The organism is Gammaproteobacteria bacterium (genome assembly GCA_040183005.1).
In the GTDB taxonomy this organism is placed as follows: domain Bacteria; phylum Pseudomonadota; class Gammaproteobacteria.
The window spans coordinates 78,568-93,899 of record JAMPIW010000004.1 but is presented as its reverse complement, the minus strand read 5'-3'; the positions used below and the strand labels follow the sequence as shown (position 1 = coordinate 93,899).

The window sequence follows — 15,332 nt, the reverse complement described above, 5'->3', positions numbered from 1 at the left end:
CGGCGGGGCAGGAAATGAATGACATAAAACAGCTTTGGCATGAATGGAAGCAGCTCCCTTTTCCCGCCGCAGTTGCCGGAAAAATGATAGAAGGCCGTGCTCCGGAAGAAATTTCGGCTACCGCCTCCTGTTGTATTAGTGTTTATCTGGACGCCAATGGCGCACTTGATGCCGAGCATGCCGGAATGTTGAGAAAGTGCATGTCAGACATGCAAATCGTAAACCCAAAGTGCGTTGGGGACTCCCAAGTATACTTTGGGAAGCTTTATAGACTGTGCGATCTCGTTTCTAGCCAATTACCGTAGCCGACGGCCCCGTTATTTTAAGTGGCGCACTGCAAGTGGGGCAGTATTTCCATAGCACTAACCGTTCAGCGGGCTCTAGCGCCAAGGTAATGTCACTGCGACAAGCCGGGCACTGTCCACAGACCGATACGCTCACGAACCGCAGGCGCAATAAAGAAAATATTTGATAGGGGACGAACAGCATAAGAAAAAATGCATAAAAAATATTTTCTCCCTGAATCAACATCAAGATCATGCTGATCAACAGGAGTGGCGCAGTCTGCTTCAATCCGAACATCATTCGTCCAAACAATGTATGGACGATGTAAAAATATAACCCTGAACTCTCCCGGCCAAGCGCATCATTGCGCATAACCACCTGTTTCTGCTCGAACTCGTTACTGAGAAACTTTGATAGCATTTTTTTGCGCTCGTTCCGGGGAAAACTTTGCCGTGAGAGGAAAAGCACCCCGCCTACTCTTCACCCACGAACTCACATACTCGGGAAATAACCTCCGAATTGCGCAGAATGCGGCGATGCCCCAGGCCGTCTGTGCTGAACAGCTCGATCTTTTTGCCACACTTGCCCTCAAATTCCAGGGCATGTGAATAGGGAATTTCCATGTCATCCCTATCATGCACAACCAGGATGGATGCCGTCTCGGCTCTTGCCATTTCGGCCATGTCCAATTGATCCCATCGCAGGCGACCATTGTATTTTTCTTCCAAAATACGCATCATTCTACCGATAATATTGGGTGGGATGTTTAGTAACTCTCCAAAACGGTCGGTAACCCATGATCCACGTGAAAAGCAGCCAATGAGCGCAATCTTTTTTACTTGAAAAGCATACTGCTTCTTGGAGAAAAGAATGTTGCCCGCGCCAAATGAATGTCCAATAATTGCGTGAAATGGGCCGTGAATTTTTATTAATGTATTAATGGTGGCTGAATACTCCATCATGTCGGTTTGGCGGCCAGTAGAACGGCCATGTCCCGGGGCATCAAAAGCCATCACCGCATATCCCTTTGCCAGAAAAGGCTTGATAAATGCCGCCAATTGGGTCCCACGCCCACCCCATGAGTGGCAGAGCAATACTTTTTTATTCCCATTGCCCCATGCGTAGACCACAACAGATTTTCCGGCCACTTGCACCCTGCTTTGCTCAGAAGTACTCACATACTCTTCCTCCCTTGCGGGAATGCGATATCGCTGTGGGGTGAGGAAAATATGCAGACAACATCTTGCAGCGAAGCGAGGAAAAGCAGGCGAAATAATCGGAAATATGAATCGAATGACGCCCATTGCAGGCTTAGCTGAAAACCCCGCCTCGTTTTGACGCGACTGCCTAGATGTAACACGAGTTGATCTCATACGATTTCCGCATACCTTCTTTAAGCAGACCCAGGGGCATGGCCATTTACTTTATGCTGGACCCTCACGCGACAACCGGTACAAGCAGTGCTGCCGAAGCATGCTGCCCACGGGCACACTAGGATGCTCGAAGGTGCCAGACTCTCGCATACCGAGACGCTCCATAACCGCGCGCGACTTGAGGTGGTGAACTGCGCAGAAGGATACGATTTCCGGCAAGCCGAGAAGATCGAAGCCAACACGAAGAGCGCCCCCTGCAGCCTCTGTAGCAAAGCCTTTTCCCCAGTGTTGAAAGGCGAGTCGCCAACCCACTTCTACACAAGGGGAGAACGGAAGTTCGGGAATCGGGATGTGTAGCCCAACAAATCCGATGATATCTTGAGTGGCCTTGGATTCGGCTGCCCAGAAACCCCAGCCACGTTCTTCAATGAGTGATTGGCAACGGTCAGCCATCGTGTCGCTGTCGATACGCGTGAGTAGCGACGGAAAGAATGCCATGACCCTTGGGTCTGAGTTGAGCGCGGCAAATGGTTCGCGGTCGGAGGGTTTCCACTGACGCATATGAAGACGCTCGGTCTCGAACTCGATTAGCTCAGCCATGTGTCGACATGCTCATTTCTCTGGCGCCTAACTATCCGCAATATCCAGCAACCCCAACACCCCCTCCAACCCGCAATGATTAAGCACCGCCCCGGCCTGTGCCTGCACGGCGGGCTTGGCGTGGTAGGCGATGCTGAATCCGGCGATTTTCATCATCTCCAGATCGTTGGCGCCGTCGCCCATCGCAACAGCCTGGGCGGGCGAGATGCCGAGTTGCTTGCACAAATCCAGCAGAAATTCGGCCTTGCCTGCCGCGCCGGTGATGTCGCCAAGGATGCGGCCGGTGAGGCGGCCGTCAATAATCTCCAGCACATTGGCGCGGGCATAGTCGAGATTGAAGCGTTCCTTGAGGCGTTCGGTGAAGAAGGTGAAGCCGCCGGACACCAGGCCAATCTTGATGCCCTGGGCGCGCAGGCCGACGATCATCTGTTCGGCGCCGGGATTGGCTCTCAGGCGCTCGTTGTAGACGTGCTCCAGCGCATCCGCGTGCAGGCCTGCGAGCAGAGCGACACGCTGTGTGAGCGAGGTCTCGAAATTGATCTCGCCACGCATCGCCGCAGACGTTATGGCGGAGACCTGGGGTTTGACGCCGATGAAGTCGGCGATTTCGTCGATGCACTCGATGTTGATCAGCGTGGAGTCCATATCAGTGACCAGCAGGCGCACCTGATCGGGATGGAAGTCCTGTGGCAGCAGATTGATGTCGAAGTTGGCAGTGGCGCGCAGCGCCGCCACAGCTTCGGCGGCAATGGGCGCTTCCGAACGCAGCCTGTAATAGCCGCTGCCCTGCTCAATGTCGCAATGTAGCTGAGCGGCAATGGCACGGGCCGTGTCTTTGGTGAGATTGGAACCTTGAAGTATAACGGTAGGCATGGTTTGTTTAATTTTGGAGGTTGGTAGGGGTGTCATTGTACAACAGGCTGTTACTCCCCCAAAAACAGGCCCAGTAAATCATTCAGAAAGCGCCTGCCCAGTTCAGTGGGGCGAATGGTGTGGATATCCCATTCGATCAGTCCTTTTTCTTCCGCCTGCTGCAAGCCTTGTTTCACGATGGAGATCGGTTGGCCGGTATGTTCGGCGAATAAAGCCACCGGAAAGCCATCGGTGAGGCGCAGGGCGTTCATCATGAATTCCAGGCCGACATCGTTGCGCTTCAATGCTTGCGTTCCGCCGATGCGCGCCGGGGTAGCCGCCTTGGCCAGGTAATCGCGCGGGTTTTTGACTTTCCAGCTACGGGTGATGCGTTGGTGCTGCGCATCGCTGATCTTGCCGTGCGCCCCGGCGCCGATGCCCAAGTAGTCGCCGAAACGCCAGTAATTCAGGTTGTGGCGGCACTCATGGCCGGGCTGGGCGTAGGCGGATACCTCATATTGCCGGTAACCGTGGGTTGCGAGTCGGCTTTGGCACTGTTCCTGCATCTCCCACAGTGCGTCATCCTCCGGCAATGCGGGAGGGTTGACGTAAAAGGCAGTGTTCGGCTCAAGGGTGAGCTGGTACAGGGAAATATGCGCGGGTTGCAGGGCGATGGCGTTCCTGATGTCGGCCAGCGCCTGGGCAATGGACTGGCCAGGCAGGCCAAACATCAGATCAAGATTGAAGTTATCAAAGCCGACGGCGTGTGCGGTTTCCGCGGCAGTAAACGCCTCGCGCGCGCCATGGATGCGCCCTAACTTTTGCAACATTTCGGTGTCGAAACTTTGTATACCGAGTGACAAACGATTGACGCCAACGGCGCGGAACTCGCGGAATTTACCGTATTCCCAAGTGCCGGGATTGGCCTCCATGGTGATCTCGATTCCAGGCTTGCAGGGCAGTCGCGCGCGAATTTCAGAAAACAGGCGGTCGAAGGCGGCGGGCGAAAACAGGCTGGGTGTTCCTCCGCCAATGAAGATGCTTTCAATAGAGCGTCCCCACACTGATGGCAGCTCCTGTTCGAGGTCGGCGATCAATGCCGCAATGTATTCGGCCTCAGGCAGGGCGTCCTTTGTCTCGTGCGAATTGAAATCGCAATACGGGCATTTGCGGACGCACCAGGGCATGTGTACGTACAGGGAGAGCGGTGGCAGGGCGGTGAAGTTGAACATGGCAATCCAAGTATGAATGAGGAATGGAGCGGCTGAATTCAAGGTCTGAATTCAAGGGATTGTAGCAAGCCAGGTAAATGGACGGGAATGTTGTTTTGATTTCGTTAGGCGCGTATATTGCGCGACTTGCCAGGTAGGACTAAGATTAGTTTAATATTCGATTTTTGATGTGTTTAGGCGCGACTTGCGAGGTATTTTCGCAGGTTCCGGCACTGACGCGCCAGCGGATTCAAGGGGTATCAGGTTATGTTTACTAAATGGTTGGTTGCCGTCGCGTTGATCTGCGCATCCGCGTTCTCTGTGGCGGGTGAGGCCGCCGCAAACAAACATGCCCATGGAAAAAAGGCTGCCGTTGTTGCAACGGTGCATAAATCCGTCGTCAAAAAAGCGGCAGTTAAAGCCGTAAAACGTCAGCGTGTCCGTCACGCCAAGTCTAGCGTCAGACATGTCACGCGCACCACGCATGCGCGGAAAGTAACACCGCGCAGATATGCGGTAGCGCGCAGTGATGACGGGAGGCTGGTGGTAATGTCGTCCATGGTATTGGTGGTCAGTCAGGACAACGAGCAAACAATTTACGCAAAGCACTCTGATATAAGAAGCCCAATTGCCTCGCTGACCAAGCTAATGACGGCGATGGTTGTTCTTGACGCGAATCTGCCTTTGAGTGAACCGCTTATGATCACCCAGGATGATGTCGATATGCTGCGGGGATCGAGCTCCAGATTGCCCGTTGGCTCCATACTCAGCCGTGAAGACATGTTGCATCTGGCGCTGATGTCCTCGGAAAACCGCGCCGCTTCCGCGCTTTCACGTGCCTATCCTGGCGGTCGCCGTGCATTTGTCGAGGCCATGAACCGCAAGGCGCGTGAGATCGGGATGACACAAGGCCACTTTATCGACCCCACCGGGTTACATGCCGAGAACAGCGCCACCGCTCAGGATCTGGTCAAAATGGTCAAGGCCTCTTACCAGTATCCGCTGATCCGCCGCTTCAGCACCTCCGAATCCTACGACGTAGCGCTCAACGAACACTCTCTGCCCGTGCATTTCAGAAACACCAATGCCCTGATAAAGAACGACAACTGGGATATTGGCCTGAGCAAAACGGGGTATATAAACGAAGCGGGGCGCTGCCTGGTGATGCAGGCACGGATAGCGCAGCAACCGGTGATTATCGTGCTGCTCGATTCACAGGGTACCTATGCACGTATTGGCGATGCCAATCGCCTGAAGAAATGGATAGAAACCAAGGCGCTGCGCGCATCAAGCAGGACAGCGAAGCTTGGCTGACAGCCTGCTGGATCTTTACACTGTTTTCAGGTTAGTGCGCTGAGCAGTTGACGCAGGGCTTGACCGCGGTGGCTTAAGCGGTTTTTCACCTCTGGCGCAAGCTCCGCACCGGAGCAATTCCGCCGTGGCACGAGGAACACCGGATCGTAACCAAAACCATGGGTGCCGCGCGGTGCGAACAGAATGCTTCCTTCCCAAGTGCCCTGGCAGATGATCGGAGTGGGGTCGAGGGCGTGCCGCATGTAAACCATGAAGCATTGGAAACGCGCTGACCGCTGCGGCTCCGGGACATCGGCAAGGTCGGCCAGCAGCTTTTCCAGATTGGCGCGGTCATCGGCGCCCGGCCCTGCATATCGCGCCGAGTAGATGCCGGGCGCGCCATCGAGAGCGTCCACCTCCAGCCCCGAATCATCGGCGATCGCAGGTAGGCCGGTGTACTGTGCCGCGTTGCGCGCTTTGAGGATGGCGTTCTCCACGAAGGTCAGACCCGTCTCTTCTATTTCCGGCACACCGAACGCCGACTGGGGCAACACTTCGATGTGCAGCCCCTCCAGCATTTCACTGATTTCACGGGCCTTGCCTGCGTTGTTGCTGGCCAGCACAATGCGCTTCATGTGTACGCTCCGTGGTTAGGCCTGCAAGACGGCCTGTTGTTTTTTGATCAGATCGCTGATGCCGGTTTTGGCCAGTTCGATCATGGCAAGCAGCTCGTCCATGCGGAAGGCATGGCCTTCGGCAGTGCCCTGGATTTCAACAAAAGCGCCCGCTTCGTTCATGATGACATTCATGTCGGTCTCGGCTTCGGAATCCTCTTTGTAATCGAGATCCAGCACCGGGAGTCCCTGGTAAATGCCCACCGACACGGAGGCGATAAAGCCGTGGATAGGGTTGCCTTTGATGAGGTTACGTTTGCGCAAATGAGTAATGGCGTCAACCAGGGCGACGTAGCCGCCGGTGATCGAGGCGGTACGTGTACCACCATCCGCCTGGATAACATCGCAATCTACGGTAATGGTGCGCTCGCCCAGCGCCTCCATGTTCACCACGGCGCGCAACGAGCGCCCGATAAGGCGCTGAATTTCCATAGTACGGCCGCCCTGCTTGCCCTGCGCCGCCTCGCGGCCCATGCGCTGACCGGTGGAGCGCGGCAACATGCCGTATTCCGCCGTTACCCAGCCCTTGCCGGTACCTTTCAGGAAGCGCGGGGTCTTCTCTTCCACAGTGGCGTTGCATATGACCTTCGTGTCGCCGAACTCCACCAGTACCGAGCCTTCGGCGTGCTTGGTATAGCGGCGGGTCAGTGTAATAGGACGTAATTCGTCTTGAGCTCGACCGCTGGGGCGCATGTGTTCAACCTTCTTAATGGAATGGAAAAATAACGGCGGATTATACCCTGAATTCCAATCGCCGTTTTTAAGATTGTTGTGCGGCGGTAGTTGCTAGTTCTGCTGTGTCCCCCATTACCCCATCACGGGGACATTGTTTTTGCTCTGCGTCCTTATTTTACGGGATACGTCAGCCGTCAGGCGCCAAGCACCATTACCCCATCCATCTCCACCGCAGCGCCCCTGGGCAAAGCCGCCACGCCGATAGCGGCACGGGCGGGGTACGGTTCCTGGAAATAGCTCGCCATCACCTGATTGACCACCGGGAAGTGGGCAAGATCGGTAAGGAATACGTTCAATTTAACCACATCCGCCAGGCTGCCATCGGCGGCCTCGGCAACGGCCTGGAGGTTGTCGAACACGCGGCGGATCTGTGCTTCGATGTCGCCCTGCACCATCTCCATGGTTTCCGGCACCAGCGGGATCTGCCCGGAGAGGTAGACTGTGCCCCCCACTTTGACGGCCTGGGAATAGGTGCCGATGGCCAGGGGCGCTTTACTGGTCTGGATGATTTGTTTTGCGTGCGGGTCTGTGGGTGGTGAATTCATTTGCGAGTTCCTTGAAAAATCAGGCCTGTTTCCCCGTGATCACCGTGAATCCCCGTGAAGGGGACAATGGGTGACAATGAAGCATTGCGCCCTTTACGGGTGGGGCAATGTTGTTTACTGGTTGTTGGTACATTTTTGAGACGTGTATTATACGTATACGCGCGGTGTAGCGACCATATTCAACCTGAAAACGAACATGAGTCGCCTGAAAATCCCTGGCCTGCTTTTCAGGTCAATCATGCCGACAAGTTAGCTGCTAGCCTCACCCCTTCCCCATCACTCCCTTATCCAGCAACAAATCCAGCGTAAACCTCACCCCAAACCCGGTGATATCGGTAGGGATATGCGCCAGGCCGCCTTTGCTATTCCCCGCCGCGAGGTCGATGTGCAGCCAGGGGGTGTCGTCCCTGACGAAACGGCTCAGGAAGCGTGCGGCGAGGATGTGGTCGGCTTCGCCGGTGAGGGTGCATTGCTTGATGTCGGCGATATCGCTCTCCAGCTCTTTGTCATAATCGGCATCGGTGGGAAAGGGCCAGACGCGCTCGCCGCTTTGGCGTCCGGCTTCGATGATGTCCGGGATCAGTGCGGGACGGTTGGTGAATGCGCCGCTGTAGCGTGTGCCCAGGGCGTAGACGCAGGCGCCGGTGAGGGTGGCGTAGTCGATGATAAGGTTGGGGTGTTCGGCGCTAGCCATCGCCAGGGTGTCGGCGAGTATCATGCGGCCTTCGGCGTCGGTGTGTACCACTTCGATGGTGGTGCCGTTGCTGGCGCTGACCACGTCATTCTGTTTGTAGGCCTTGGGGCCGATGTGGTTTTGCGCCAGCGCCAACCAGCAATGCACGGAAAAATCCGCCTTGAGCCGTGTCAGCGCCAGCAGGGTGCCGAGCGCCACGGCGCTGCCTTCCATGTCTTCGTGCATGCCGAACATGCTCTTGGCGGGCTTGAGGTTGTTGCCGCCGGTGTCGTAGCAGATGCCTTTGCCGATCAGGGCGAGTCTTTTTTTGGTGGCTTTTTCAGACCCCCGCTTTGTGTTGACGCCACGGTTTTTGGGCGAGTAGCACAACTGCACGATGCAGGCATCGTCATCGGCGCTACCCTGAGCAACGGCGAGAAACGCCCCGGCGCCTTGGCGGCGCAGGGTCTTGGTGTCGAAGAGGTGGATGTTCCAACCATTCTCCTCCGCCAGCGCGGTGACGCGTTCAAGGTAATGTGCCGGGGTTAGTTGGTTGGGCGGCAGTGCGGTGAGGTAGCGTGCCAGGTTGTTGCCCTCGGCGGTGGCCAGGGTACGCGAGAAATCGAGTTTGCCGCTGATGCCGTGGATATGGAAGGCAGTGAGCCGCTTGTCCGGGGCGGGTTTGCTTTTTAGCGAGGGCATGGCGTGGTTGCCCGCAAGCAGTGCTGCAACCATCGCCTCGGCGACGCGCGCGGCCAGCGCGTCCTCCAATCCCGGCATAAGCAAGGATATTTCCGCCGGGTTTTGCTCAAAATGAGTGCCGCATAGCTTGCGCGCCAACGTCAACAGATCGAAAGGGGAGATTTCCGGCTTGATGCGCGCCAGTGTCACGCGCGTGCCTGCCGCGTTGGGCAGGTCCGTGGTCAGCGGCGAGGTGTCATCTTTCTCCTTGCCGCGCGTCCAGCGCTGCTCAAGCACGTCGGCATGGGGAAACAGCGGCCACGCACCTTTTATGTCGGGCAATACAATTATCAGATTGCCTGAATTGTCGAGGCGAACCTCATCCGGCAGGCCTTTATGTTGTTTTATGTTGATTTTTGTCACTGATAACCCCTTTAAAAAGTCATGGCTTTCCTTGACCTGATGCGCCAAAACACTGATCATATCGTGCTTATTCATTTTCAGGTACTGTAAAAGGAGTCCCATGACCCCCGCTGACAAAAAACGGGTGCTGCGCGAGATGCTTTTCGCGCGCCGCTTCGAGGAGCGCTGCTATGAAGCCTATGTGGAACGTAAGATCGGTGGTTTTCTCCACCTTTATCCCGGACAGGAGGCGTGCGCCCAGGGTGTGATGGAAGCCGCGCGGCCCGGTCATGATTACGTGATCACCGGCTATCGCGACCACATCCATGCCATCAAGTGCGGCGCCGATCCCAAGGCCGTGATGGCTGAGCTTTATGGCAAGGAGACCGGCTCCAGCAAGGGGCGCGGCGGCTCCATGCACATCTTCGACGTGGAGCACCATTTCATGGGCGGCTACGCGCTGGTGGGCGGGCCTTTCCCGCTTGCGGCAGGCATCGCCAAGGGCCTCAAGATGAAGGGTTCGGACGCGATTTCCATCTGCTTCCTGGGGGATGCCGCGAACAATCAGGGCACCTTCCACGAGTCGCTGAACATGGCCAAGGTGTGGAATCTGCCGGTGCTGTACGTGTGCGAAAACAACCTTTACGGTATCGGCACGCGCATCGACCGTTCTACGGCGGTGGTCGATCAGTACAAGCGGGTGTGCGGTTATGACATTCCCGCCGTACAGGTGGACGGGCAGGATGTGGAGGTGGTGTATCAGGCCGCCAAGACCGCTGTCGAACACGTGCGTTCCGGCAAAGGGCCGTATTTCCTGGAGTTAATGACCTACCGCTACCGTGGTCACTCGATGTCCGACTCCAACGCCTACCGTGCCAAGGACGAGGAGCGCATGTGGGGCAAGCGCGATCCCATCATCATGCTGCGCGATCGGCTGGTCGATGCAGGTGAGATCAGTCTCGATGATTACAAGACGATGGATACCGAAATCCTTCACCAAATCGAAAGCGAGATCATCAAGTTTGCAGAAGAATCACCGGAACCTTCGGTGAATGAACTAGAAAAATATGTGCTGGCGGACAACGATCCTTATGTCCGCGGGGGGGTACGCTAATGGCCGTTATGATGTATTGGGAAGCGCTGCAGCGCGCCCAGGATGAAGAGATGACGCGCGATCCGCTGGTGATCGTGATGGGTGAGGATGTTGGTGTGGCGGGCGGCACCTACAAGGCCACCAAAGGCCTGTATGACAAATACGGCGCGGAACGGGTGATCGACACTCCGATCTCGGAAAACGGCTTCACCGGCCTTGCCATCGGCGCTTCGTTCATTGGCGTGCGGCCCGTTATCGAGATCATGTCGGTCAACTTCGCCTGGCTGGCGATGGATCAGATCTTCAATTCCGCCGCCAAAGTGCGTTACATGTCGGGCGGTCAGCTCACCGCGCCAGTGGTAATCCGTTCGCCGGGCGGCACGGCCCACCAGCTGGGTGCGCAGCATTCGGCGCGCATGGAGAAGGTCTTCATGGGCATCGCCGGTCTGCGCGTGGTGACGCCCTCCACCCCGAAGCAGGCCTACGGCATGCTCAAGGCCGCGATACGCTGCAACGACCCGGTGTTCATCAACGAACACGAGTTGATGTATAACATGAAGGGCGAGGTGCCGGACGGCGATTACTTCCATCCGCTGGAAGGCTCCGAAGTCGCCCGCCCAGGCCGCGACGTAACGCTGTTTGGCTACAATATCTCGGTTCACTGGTGCCTGGAGGCGGCGGAGTTCCTTGCCACCCATCATGGCATCGACTGCGAGGTGGTGGATCTCTTCACCCTCAGCCCGCTCGACCGCGCCGGGATCAAGGCTTCGGTGAGCAAGACCCACCGCGCTGTGATCGCCGAAGAGGCGGAGGCGCCGGTTGGCGTGGGTTCGGAGGTGATTGCGATCATCAACGAAGAATGTTTCTTTGAGCTGGATGCCGCGCCGTTGCGCGTGTCGGCCAAAAATGTTCCCATCCCCTACAACCACAAACTGGAAAAAGCCGCCATCCCCAGCGCCAAGGATATCGTCCACGCCGTGCTGAAGATGTTCGGGAAATAAACAATGGCAGAACCCTATGCAGTAAAAATGCCCCAGCTTTCCGACACCATGACCGAAGGCGTCATCGTGAGCTGGGAGAAGCAGATTGGCGACAAGATTGAGCGCGGCGACATCGTTGCCACCGTCGAGACCGACAAGGCGATCATGGATGTCGAGGTGTTTCGCGAAGGCTATCTCTCCGGCCCGCTCGCCGCGGTGGACGCCGTGGTGGCGGTAGGTGGGGCGATTGCCTATATCGTTGCAACGGCTGAAGGAGTCGCAAGCACGGCGGCGCCTGCTGAGCAAGCACACGTCCCTGCAACTGCTGCCCCCCAAGCCGCCGTTGCCACCCCCACGCCAAGCGCCCCTGCGGCGTCAGACGAGCCTGCGGGCGTGACGCACGTGATCAAAATGCCCCAGCTCTCCGACACCATGACTGAAGGCATGGTGGTGAGCTGGAGCAAAGCGCCCGGCGACAAGATCGAGCGCGGCGATATCGTCGCGCAGGTTGAGACCGACAAGGCGATCATGGACGTTGAGGTGTTCCGTGAAGGTTATCTCTCCGGCCCACTCGCAGCGGTGGACGCCATGGTGCCGGTGGGTGGTGCGTTAGCCTATCTGGTGGAGCAGGCGGGACAAGTGGTCACAGGCGTCGCTGCGCAAACTACTACTGCTGCAAGTGCATCTGCCGCCATTCCGGTGTCTGCGGCGGCGGTCTCCCGCCCCGTCAGCGCCCCAGAGATGGCGGCTGGCGCCCTGCCCGCACCCCGACCCGACAACAAGCATGCCACCCCCTATGCCCGTAAGCTGGCGGGGGCGTTGCACGTGAATTTGAACACCCTCCGGGGCACGGGCGCAGGCAGCGTGATCGTCGCTGATGACGTACTGCGCGCCCAGCCCATCGAACGTCCCACAGAAGTTGCGGCGCAGCCCGCAGCGCATATTCTGCCAGAAGTACAGGTGCCCGGACATGGCCGGGCCATGTCCTCCATGGAGCGTGCAGTAAGCCAGTCGATGACCGCCTCGCTGACCATGCCGACCTTCCATGTCACCATCAATGCCCGCCCCGATGCGCTGATCAAGGCCGCCAAGAAAAAGGGCGTCTCCGTCACCGTGGCGATTGCCAAGGCCTGCGCGCTGGCGATGAAGAAGCATCCCACCATGAATTGGGCCTACCAGCCGGTAGACAAGCTGGTGGAACGCGATGTTGTCGATATCGGCATGGCGGTTTCCGCCGATGGCGGCGGCCTGGTGGTGCCGGTGCTGCGCCATTGCGAATCGCGCAGCCTGGAAGAGCTGGATGCGTCATGGAAGGATCTGGTGGCGCGCGCCCGCGTACGCCGTCTCAAACCGGAAGAATACGCCAACCCCACCTTCATGGTGTCCAATATGGGCATGCTGGGCGTCAGTTATTTCGACGCCATCCCCACCCCCGGCACGGCGGCCATCCTGGCCATCGCCACAGCGGGTGACCAGGGTATGCCGCTCACCATCACCGCAGACCACCGCGTGGTCAATGGTGCCGAAACGGCCATGTACTTGAATACCCTCAAGCAACATATCGAACACCCGGAAGAGTGGATCGGCTATGTTGGCCCGGCTATTCCCGAAGGCAACTGGGATTACGACGTGGTGGTGATCGGCGGTGGGCCGGGCGGCGAAGACTGCGCCCGTGACCTGGCCGAACATGGCATCAAGGTGGCGATGATTAACGATTCGCCGTTCCCCGGTGGTGAATGCCTATGGCGCGGCTGTATTCCCTCCAAGGCGTGGCGTGCGGCGGCGGACCGTATCCGCGACCGCGCCCATGACGCACACTTGGGCGTGGAAGGCACCACCAAGGCCACCCTCAACTGGGAAGCCCTGGAGAAGACCCGCCGTTACGTGTTGGAAACTCGTGGCGAAATGGCACTCAAAACCGACACTGGCGTGAAGATCAAAGTCATCCAGGGTTTTGCCTGGTTCGAGTCCGATCATCGCCTGTTTGTTGATACCTCCGGCAACAACAAAGATCCGCATGCCCGTGCCCCATTGGGTGACGGCTCCAAGGGTGAGCACATCACTTTTGGCTGTGCAGTCATAGCCACCGGCGCGCCACCCTTCGTGCCACCTATTCCGGGGGCCGATAGCGGCCTGAAGAGCGGCGGTGTACTGACATCCGATACCGTGTGGGGCCTGACCAAAGCGCCCAAACGCCTCGGCATCATCGGCGGCGGCGCTATTGGCCTTGAAATGGCGCAAATCTTTCAGGATTTCGGCACTGAAGTGGTGCTGCTGGAAGGCCGCGACCGTATCCTGTTTGAAGTCGAACCGGAAATCGCCAAGAACCTAACAGCGATCCTCAATGACGATCCGCGCCTGACCGTTCACACCTCGGTCAAGATCAAGGAAATCAAGGGCGCGGCGGGTGATATGACTGTCATCTATGAAGACGACCAGGGCGGTGCCCAGTCACTCGGCTGTGAATACGTCCTGATGGCCACGGGCAAGCGCCCGGTGGTTGGCCCGCTCAAGCTGGAAGCCGCCGGCGTGGCGCTGGACGGCAGCGTCATCAAGGCCGATGCGCGTGGCCGTACCTCCGTGCCACACATCTTCGCCGTAGGCGATGTGATCGGCGGCTACATGCTCGCCCACACCGCCGGCCATCAGGGACGCGTTGCGGCGGCAAACATCCTGGGCGAGGACGCCAAATACGATCAGGACAAAGACTGCGGCGTGATCTTCACCCGCCCCGAGGCCGCCTTCGTCGGCCTGTCGGTGGAGCAAGCCAAGGCCAAGGGCATCGACGCCGCCGAAGTGAAGATGCCGATGAGCATCGACGCCAAAGCCATGATCACCGCCGAGACTCAAGGCATGATCAAGATCGTCGCCGACAAGGCCAGCCACCGCATCATCGGCGTGCATTTCCTCGCCGACCACGCGGACACGCTGATCGGCGAAGCGGTGATGATGGTCAGCGGCAACATGACCCTGGAGCAAGTCGCGCACGCCATCCACCCACACCCCACCCAAACTGAAATGTTTGGCGAAATGGCGCGGCGGTTGTTGTCGAGACTGCGGCGGAGTCAGAAGGTGGCGGGGAAAGCGGGGGCGTAGGCCCCTGTTTTTTTTGAATTGACTTAGGGCTAAAGTGGATCATGCCGAAATAGAATTGGGCCAATCCGGTGAAGCGATATGAGCCTTAGCTCGCCAGTGCGGAACACCCTGCTCCCGCTTCGCATCCAGGAGCAGTTGGACCAGATGTTTGCTGGGGGCGCTGGCTTCTCTGGAACGCAGATGCTCGACTTTTTTTCTCGGTACGACATCAACATTGAGTCGTATCCGGTGAGCAGTGCGCCGCAGCGGAAGACGTGGAATTCGTGAACAACTGGTTGATTGACCAGGGCGCGATCTCAGGTGCAACTGGCGCTAGCTTTGGAGTCACGACATCTCCTAGAAGGAGTGACGCCAAACCGGCCACTTTCCACGCGGCCAATCCTGAATAGGACGTGTTTGTCTCCCATGCGTCAGAGGATAAGGAAGATTTCGCTCGCCCTCTTGCTCAAGAGCTGAAACACCGGAAACTTCGGGTGTGGTTTGACGAGTCCACGCTTTGTGTGGGCGATAGCTTGCGACGTTCCATCGATGGAGGCCTCGCACGCTCTCGGTACGGAGTGGTGGTTATCAGTCCCGCCTTCCTGAACAAAGAATGGCCGCAGAAGGAGCTCGATGGGCTGATGGCACGCGAGATGGATGGTCGGAAAGTAATTCTCCCGGTATGGCACAACATCGATGCTGCCACTCTGCTCCGGTATTCGCCCCTGCTCGCCGACCGGCTAGCAACGTCTTCGAGCAAAGGCTTGGAGCAGGTGGTAGGCGAACTGCTTGAAGCGATGAACTGAGAACTCGATGGGAAACGGATCGTTAGAGCCTGCCATGTCGTGCGCGCTTTGCCA

14 protein-coding genes are annotated in these 15,332 nt (G+C 57.7%); 6 read left to right on the top strand and 8 right to left on the bottom strand.

The genetic code is table 11. The annotated features are described in order from the left end of the window. The first annotated feature begins 14 nt into the window (after nucleotides 1-14). On the top strand, nucleotides 15-305 hold the full coding sequence (locus M3A44_04590) for a hypothetical protein (protein MEQ6340934.1): 291 nt from the start codon (nucleotides 15-17) through the stop codon (nucleotides 303-305). A 453-nt stretch (nucleotides 306-758) separates the two neighbouring features. Here M3A44_04590 and M3A44_04585 read toward each other — a convergent pair whose 3' ends face one another. From M3A44_04585 to hemW, 4 genes are read right to left on the bottom strand one after another with little or no spacing between them, the layout of a single operon-like run. Beyond that, nucleotides 759-1,658, bottom strand: coding sequence for an alpha/beta hydrolase (locus M3A44_04585; GenBank protein ID MEQ6340933.1), 900 nt, complete (start codon nucleotides 1,656-1,658; stop codon nucleotides 759-761). A 51-nt stretch (nucleotides 1,659-1,709) separates the two neighbouring features. After that, entirely contained in the window at nucleotides 1,710-2,258 is a 549-nt protein-coding gene (locus M3A44_04580) for a GNAT family N-acetyltransferase (GenBank protein MEQ6340932.1), read from the bottom strand. A gap of 27 nt (nucleotides 2,259-2,285) precedes the next feature. After that, nucleotides 2,286-3,131, bottom strand: a complete 846-nt coding sequence (gene serB, locus M3A44_04575; protein ID MEQ6340931.1) for a phosphoserine phosphatase SerB — start codon at nucleotides 3,129-3,131, stop codon at nucleotides 2,286-2,288. Nucleotides 3,132-3,181: 50 nt separating this feature from the next. Next, on the bottom strand, nucleotides 3,182-4,342 hold the full coding sequence (hemW, locus tag M3A44_04570) for a radical SAM family heme chaperone HemW (protein MEQ6340930.1): 1,161 nt from the start codon (nucleotides 4,340-4,342) through the stop codon (nucleotides 3,182-3,184). A 246-nt stretch (nucleotides 4,343-4,588) separates the two neighbouring features. On the opposite strand from hemW, the gene pbpG reads away from it, so the two are divergent. After that, nucleotides 4,589-5,635 (top strand): D-alanyl-D-alanine endopeptidase, encoded by a 1,047-nt coding sequence (pbpG, locus tag M3A44_04565; protein MEQ6340929.1) that lies wholly within the window; start codon nucleotides 4,589-4,591, stop codon nucleotides 5,633-5,635. 26 nt (nucleotides 5,636-5,661) lie between these two features. Here pbpG and rdgB read toward each other — a convergent pair whose 3' ends face one another. The 4 genes from rdgB to M3A44_04545 form a co-directional block, all read right to left on the bottom strand. Next, nucleotides 5,662-6,249: an RdgB/HAM1 family non-canonical purine NTP pyrophosphatase gene (rdgB, locus tag M3A44_04560; GenBank protein MEQ6340928.1), complete on the bottom strand. Its 588-nt coding sequence runs from the start codon at nucleotides 6,247-6,249 to the stop codon at nucleotides 5,662-5,664. Between the two features lie 15 nt (nucleotides 6,250-6,264). After that, nucleotides 6,265-6,981 carry a ribonuclease PH gene (gene rph / locus M3A44_04555; protein MEQ6340927.1) on the bottom strand — a complete coding sequence of 239 codons (717 nt, stop codon included), beginning with the start codon at nucleotides 6,979-6,981 and terminating at the stop codon, nucleotides 6,265-6,267. A gap of 176 nt (nucleotides 6,982-7,157) precedes the next feature. Beyond that, nucleotides 7,158-7,568 (bottom strand): RidA family protein, encoded by a 411-nt coding sequence (locus M3A44_04550; protein MEQ6340926.1) that lies wholly within the window; start codon nucleotides 7,566-7,568, stop codon nucleotides 7,158-7,160. 262 nt (nucleotides 7,569-7,830) lie between these two features. Next, nucleotides 7,831-9,345: a leucyl aminopeptidase family protein gene (locus M3A44_04545; GenBank protein ID MEQ6340925.1), complete on the bottom strand. Its 1,515-nt coding sequence runs from the start codon at nucleotides 9,343-9,345 to the stop codon at nucleotides 7,831-7,833. 100 nt (nucleotides 9,346-9,445) lie between these two features. Here M3A44_04545 and pdhA point away from each other — a divergent pair, with 100 nt between their 5' ends. From pdhA to M3A44_04525, 4 genes are all read left to right on the top strand, one after another. After that, nucleotides 9,446-10,438 (top strand): pyruvate dehydrogenase (acetyl-transferring) E1 component subunit alpha, encoded by a 993-nt coding sequence (gene pdhA, locus M3A44_04540; protein ID MEQ6340924.1) that lies wholly within the window; start codon nucleotides 9,446-9,448, stop codon nucleotides 10,436-10,438. After that, nucleotides 10,438-11,418: an alpha-ketoacid dehydrogenase subunit beta gene (locus tag M3A44_04535; protein ID MEQ6340923.1), complete on the top strand. Its 981-nt coding sequence runs from the start codon at nucleotides 10,438-10,440 to the stop codon at nucleotides 11,416-11,418. The genes pdhA and M3A44_04535 overlap by 1 nt, the downstream gene beginning before the upstream one ends. 3 nt (nucleotides 11,419-11,421) lie before the next feature. Continuing rightward, entirely contained in the window at nucleotides 11,422-14,493 is a 3,072-nt protein-coding gene (locus M3A44_04530; protein MEQ6340922.1) for an FAD-dependent oxidoreductase, read from the top strand. Nucleotides 14,494-14,885: 392 nt separating this feature from the next. Continuing rightward, nucleotides 14,886-15,278, top strand: a complete 393-nt coding sequence (locus M3A44_04525) for a toll/interleukin-1 receptor domain-containing protein (protein ID MEQ6340921.1) — start codon at nucleotides 14,886-14,888, stop codon at nucleotides 15,276-15,278. The last annotated feature ends 54 nt before the right edge of the window (nucleotides 15,279-15,332 follow it).